Source organism: Pseudomonas sp. R62 (genome assembly GCF_000257605.1).
In the GTDB taxonomy this organism is placed as follows: domain Bacteria; phylum Pseudomonadota; class Gammaproteobacteria; order Pseudomonadales; family Pseudomonadaceae; genus Aquipseudomonas; species Aquipseudomonas atacamensis.
Genome location: NZ_JH635999.1, coordinates 2,402,661 through 2,408,674 on the forward strand (window position 1 = coordinate 2,402,661; position 6,014 = coordinate 2,408,674).

General features: G+C 60.6%; 3 protein-coding genes. 2 read left to right on the forward strand and 1 reads right to left on the reverse strand.

Translation table 11 applies throughout. The features are described from left to right. The first annotated feature begins 53 nt into the window (after positions 1-53). Positions 54-1,352 (forward strand): MFS transporter, encoded by a 1,299-nt coding sequence (locus tag OQK_RS28570; protein ID WP_016775481.1) that lies wholly within the window; start codon positions 54-56, stop codon positions 1,350-1,352. Positions 1,353-1,524: 172 nt separating this feature from the next. Here the strand turns inward: OQK_RS28570 and OQK_RS28575 are convergent, their stop codons facing one another. Beyond that, on the reverse strand, positions 1,525-2,988 hold the full coding sequence (locus tag OQK_RS28575) for a glyceraldehyde-3-phosphate dehydrogenase (protein ID WP_016775482.1): 1,464 nt from the start codon (positions 2,986-2,988) through the stop codon (positions 1,525-1,527). Between the two features lie 354 nt (positions 2,989-3,342). Between OQK_RS28575 and mfd the strand changes: the two genes are divergently transcribed. Beyond that, on the forward strand, positions 3,343-6,014 hold a 2,672-nt coding region (gene mfd, locus OQK_RS28580), incomplete at its 3' end, for a transcription-repair coupling factor (protein WP_038861935.1).

Below are 6,014 nucleotides of genomic sequence, written 5' to 3' on the forward strand. Positions count from 1 at the left end.
GCTTCCCCATGGCTGCAACGCCTTTATACAAAATTGAACAGTGAGTACCTCCCATGTCCTCCACCACGGGCAAAGGCAAAGCGATCTTTCGCGTTGTCAGCGGCAACTTCCTCGAAATGTTCGACTTCATGGTCTACGGCTTCTATGCCACGGCCATCGCCAAAACCTTCTTCCCCACCGACAGCGCCTTCGCTTCGCTGATGCTGTCGCTGGCGACCTTCGGCGCCGGCTTCCTGATGCGCCCGCTGGGGGCAATTTTCCTCGGCGCCTATATCGACCGTCACGGACGGCGCAAAGGGCTGATCATCACTTTGGCGATGATGGCCGCCGGTACGGTGCTGATTGCCTGCGTGCCCGGTTACGCGACGCTCGGCGTCGCCGCACCGCTACTGGTGTTGTTCGGCCGCCTGCTGCAAGGCTTCTCGGCGGGCGTGGAATTGGGCGGCGTGTCGGTGTATCTGGCGGAAATTTCTACGCCGGGGCGTAAAGGCTTTTTCGTCAGTTGGCAGTCCGCCAGCCAACAGGCAGCCGTGGTGTTCGCCGGCCTGCTCGGCGTTGCTCTGAATCACTGGCTGAGTCCTGAGCAAATGGGCGAATGGGGCTGGCGCGTGCCGTTTCTGATTGGCTGCATGATCGTGCCGGTGATTTTCTTCATCCGTCGCTCGCTGGAAGAAACTCCGGAATTCCAAGCGCGCACCCACCGCCCTACCCTCGGCGAGATCGTCCGCTCGATCGGGCAGAACTTCGGCATCGTCATTGCCGGCATGGCGCTGGTGGTGATGACCACGGTTTCGTTCTACCTGATCACTGCGTACACGCCGACGTTCGGCAAGGCCGAGTTGCATCTGTCGGACCTCGACGCCTTGCTGGTGACGGTGTGCATCGGCTTGTCGAATTTCTTCTGGCTACCGGTGATGGGCGCGGTATCCGACAAGATCGGCCGAAAACCCTTACTGCTGGCAGCGACGATTCTGGCGATCCTCACGGCGTATCCGGCGCTGTCGTGGCTGGTGGCGAACCCCAGCTTCAGCCATTTGCTGATTGTCGAACTGTGGCTGTCGTTCCTTTATGGCTCGTACAACGGCGCGATGGTGGTGGCACTGACCGAGATCATGCCGGTGGAAGTGCGCACGACCGGTTTCTCGCTGGCCTACAGCCTGGCGACGGCGACGTTCGGCGGCTTTACCCCGGCGGCGTGTACCTACCTGATTCATGTGCTGGACAACAAGGCAGCACCGGGGATCTGGCTCAGTGGCGCGGCGGTGTTGGGCTTGATTGCGACACTGGTGCTGTTCCGTGGCAACCGGCATGAGTTGCGCACGGCGCAGGCTTCGGTAGCCAGCGGCGCCTGACAGAATGCTTTCGCGAGCAGGCTCGCTCCCACAGAAGATTGTGAACGACACTGATCCAGTGTGGGAGCGAGCCTGCTCGCGAAGAGGCCGGCAAGGACGCCGAAGATCCAACAGGCCCACAAACAAAAACGCCCCGACAAAATGCCGGGGCGTTTTCATTCAAGCCTGAGGCTTAGCGCGGGAACGCTGGCGGATTCACATCAGCCATGTCTTCCATTACGCGAACTACCTGGCAGCTGTAGCCGAACTCGTTGTCGTACCAAACGTACAGAACGACGCGGTTGTCCTGCACGATGGTCGCTTCAGCGTCGACCACACCAGCGTGACGCGAGCCAACGAAGTCGGTCGACACCACTTCCTGCGAATTGACGAAGTCGATCTGCTTGTGCAGCTCAGAGTGCAGCGCCATGTAGCGCAGGTACTCGTTCATCTCTTCACGGGTGGCGGCTTTCTCAAGGTTGAGGTTGAGAATGGCCATCGACACGTTCGGCGTCGGAACGCGGATCGCGTTACCGGTCAGCTTGCCGGCCAGCTCAGGCAGAGCCTTGGCAGCAGCGGTGGCGGCACCGGTCTCGGTGATCACCATGTTCAGCGCGGCGCTGCGGCCACGGCGATCGCCCTTGTGGAAGTTGTCGATCAGGTTCTGGTCGTTGGTGTACGAGTGAACGGTTTCGACGTGACCGTTGATGATGCCGAACTTGTCGTTGACCGCTTTGAGCACCGGCACGATGGCGTTGGTGGTGCAGGAAGCAGCCGAGACGATCTTGTCGTCAGCGGTGATTTCACCGTGGTTGATGCCGTGAACGATGTTCTTCAGCTTGCCCTTGCCAGGCGCGGTCAGAACAACGCGGTCGATGCCCGGGCACGCCAGGTGCTGACCCAGGCCGTCGGCGTCACGCCATACACCGGTGTTGTCCACCAGCAGCGCGTCTTTGATGCCGTACTGGGTGTAATCCACCTCGGTCGGGTTCTTCGCGTAGATCACCTGGATCAGGTTACCGTTGGCGGTGATGGTGTTGTTTTCTTCGTCGATGGTAATGGTGCCGTTGAACGAACCGTGTACCGAATCGCGACGCAGCAGGCTGGCGCGTTTGGTCAGGTCGTTCTCGGCGCCTTTGCGCACGACGATGGCGCGCAGACGCAGGCCGTCGCCACCACCGGTTTTCTCGATCAGGATGCGCGCCAGCAGACGGCCGATACGACCGAAGCCGTAAAGAACAACGTCGGTGCCTTTGCGGGCCGAGGCGTTCTGCTGGCCAACCACGTCAGCCATCTCTTCACGCACGAACTGCTCGGCGCTGCGGCCGTTGCCTTCGTTACGGAATTTGAACGCCAGCTTGCCCAGATCCACCGATGCCGCGCCGAGCTTGAGCTCGCTCATGGCCTTGAGCAGTGGGAATGTTTCGTGGACGGAGAGTTCGCTGTCGTCCGAAGAACGGTGGCGAGCAAAGCGGTGAGCTTTGAGAATCGCGATGACAGACTGGTTGATCAGGCTGCGGCCATAGATCGAGCTAACCACGTTGTTATTGCGGTAGAGCTGACCGATAAGCGGGATCATCGCTTCTGCGAGTGCTTCACGGTCGATCCATTCACCAAGACACTGGTCGGGCTTCTGAGTCACGGTAACCTTCCACATGTAGGGGCAGAAAAAAGGGGCTACATTATGCCGCCGACCAGCCCTTTCAGCAATGCGCGCTTGTCGCGCAATCGGTAACAAATTCCCGTTCAAAAAATTTACGCCCTTCTCCAGCCCAATAAAACCGGGGCTTTCAGCGCAGTCAATTTTTCGACGACTGTTAGACGATGTCTGTAACCCTCCGTAACACCACCCGGTTTCGGCACTACATAACCATGAAAAAAGTGCTCGTTTTTATGGTTACCACTACATTTCGTCCAAACCATGAAGATAGACGCAGTCTGCAACTGACAGGCGGCACCGGAGGCCGCTACAATTACCGACTTTGTCGCAACGCCTGGAGCTCAACCTTCCGTGCCTGTTCTGCGTCTACCGCTACTCCCTGCCGAAGCAGGTAAACAGCACTGGGGCAATCTGCCCGGTGCCGCCCTCAGCCTGGCGATTGCCGAGGCTGCCAGCGCTGCCAAGCGCTTTACCCTGCTGCTGACCGCCGACAGCCAAAGCGCCGAACGGCTGGAACAGGAGCTGAGTTTCTTCGCCCCGGATTTGCCCGTACTGCATTTCCCCGACTGGGAAACCCTGCCCTACGACCTGTTCTCGCCGCACCAGGACATCATCTCCCAGCGCATCGCCAGCCTGTATCGCCTGCCGGAACTGGCCCACGGCGTGCTGGTGGTTCCGATCACCACCGCTTTGCATCGCTTGGCGCCGACCAAATTCCTCCTCGGCAGCAGCCTGGTGCTGGACATCGGCCAGAAGCTCGACGTCGAACAGATGCGCGCGCGGCTCGAAGCCAGCGGCTATCGCTATGTCGACACGGTGTACGAGCACGGCGAGTTCACCGTACGCGGCGCGCTGATCGACCTGTTCCCCATGGGCAGCAAACTACCGTATCGCATCGACCTGTTCGACGACGAAATCGAAACCCTGCGCACCTTCGATCCGGAAACCCAGCGTTCGATCGACAAGGTCGAGTCGGTGAAGCTGCTGCCGGCCCGCGAGTTTCCGTTGCAGAAAGACGCAGTCACCCGCTTCAAGGCGCGTTTCCGTGAGCGCTTTGACGTCGATTTTCGCCGCTGCCCGATCTTTCAGGATTTGAGCAGCGGTATCACCCCGGCCGGTATCGAGTACTACCTGCCGCTGTTCTTCGACGAAACTTCGACGCTGTTCGATTACCTGCCTCAGGACACACAAGTGTTTTCGCTGCCGGGCATCGAGCAAGCGGCGGAAAACTTCTGGAACGACGTGCGCAATCGTTACGAAGAACGCCGCGTCGATCCTTCGCGTCCTTTATTGCCACCGGCCGAACTGTTCCTGCCGGTAGAAGATTGCTTCGCGCGCCTGAAGAATTGGCCGCGAGTCGTCGCCAGTCAGCAGGACGTTGAAACCGGCGTCGGCCGTGAGCGCTTCCCGGCGCACGCGCTGCCGGATCTGGCCATCGAGGCTAAAGCTACGCAACCGCTGGCGGCACTCGCCGGTTTCCTCGAAGAATTCCCCGGTCGCGTGCTGTTCACCGCTGAATCGGCGGGTCGTCGCGAAGTCCTGCTGGAACTGCTGGAACGCTTGAAGCTGCGGCCGAAAACCGTCGACAGCTGGCCGGATTTTGTCGCCAGCAAGGATCGTCTGGCGATCACCATCGCCCCGCTCGACGAGGGCCTGGTACTCGACGATCCGGCGCTGGCGCTGGTGGCGGAAAGTCCGCTGTTCGGCCAACGGGTCATGCAACGTCGCCGCCGCGAGAAGCGCAGCGACGTCAGCAACGATGCGGTGATCAAGAACCTCACCGAACTGCGCGAAGGCGCGCCGGTGGTGCATATCGATCACGGCGTCGGCCGCTACCTGGGCCTGACGATTCTGGAAATCGACAATCAGGCCGCCGAATTCCTCACCCTCGAATACGCCGAGAACGCCAAGCTCTACGTGCCGGTGGCCAACCTGCACCTGATCGCACGTTACACCGGCAGCGACGATTCGCTCGCGCCGCTGCACCGCCTCGGCTCGGAGACCTGGCAGAAAGCCAAGCGCAAAGCCGCCGAGCAGGTGCGTGACGTCGCCGCCGAATTGCTCGACATTTACGCCCGTCGCGCCGCCCGTGAAGGTTATGCCTTCGCCGATCCGAAAGCCGATTACGCCACCTTCAGCGCCGGTTTCCCGTTCGAGGAAACACCCGATCAGCAAGCCACCATCGAGGCCGTGCGCGAAGACATGCTCGCGCCGAAACCGATGGATCGTCTGGTCTGCGGCGACGTTGGCTTCGGCAAGACCGAAGTGGCCATGCGCGCCGCGTTCATCGCCGTGCACGGCGGTCGTCAGGTGGCGATTCTGGTACCGACTACCCTGCTCGCCCAGCAGCACTACAACAGTTTCCGCGACCGCTTCGCCGACTGGCCGGTGACGGTCGAAGTGATGAGTCGCTTCAAATCGGCCAAGGAAGTCAACGCGGCGATCGCCGATCTTGCGGAAGGCAAGATCGACATTGTCATCGGCACGCACAAGCTGCTGTCCGACGACGTGAAGATCAAAAACCTCGGGCTGGTGATCATCGACGAAGAACACCGTTTTGGCGTACGCCAGAAAGAACAGCTCAAGGCCCTGCGCAGCGAAGTCGACATCCTCACCCTGACTGCGACGCCGATTCCGCGCACGCTGAACATGGCGGTGTCGGGCATGCGCGATCTGTCGATCATCGCCACGCCGCCAGCGCGACGCCTGTCGGTGCGCACCTTCGTCATGGAACAGAACAAGAGCACGGTCAAGGAAGCCCTGCTGCGTGAACTGCTGCGTGGCGGTCAGGTTTACTACCTGCACAACGATGTGAAGACCATCGAAAAATGCGCCGCCGACCTCGCCGAACTGGTGCCGGAAGCGCGCATCGGTATCGGCCACGGGCAGATGCGCGAACGTGAACTCGAACAGGTGATGAGCGACTTCTACCACAAGCGCTTCAACGTGCTGATCGCCTCGACCATCATCGAGACCGGCATCGACGTGCCGAGCGCCAACACCATCATCATCGAGCGCGCCGA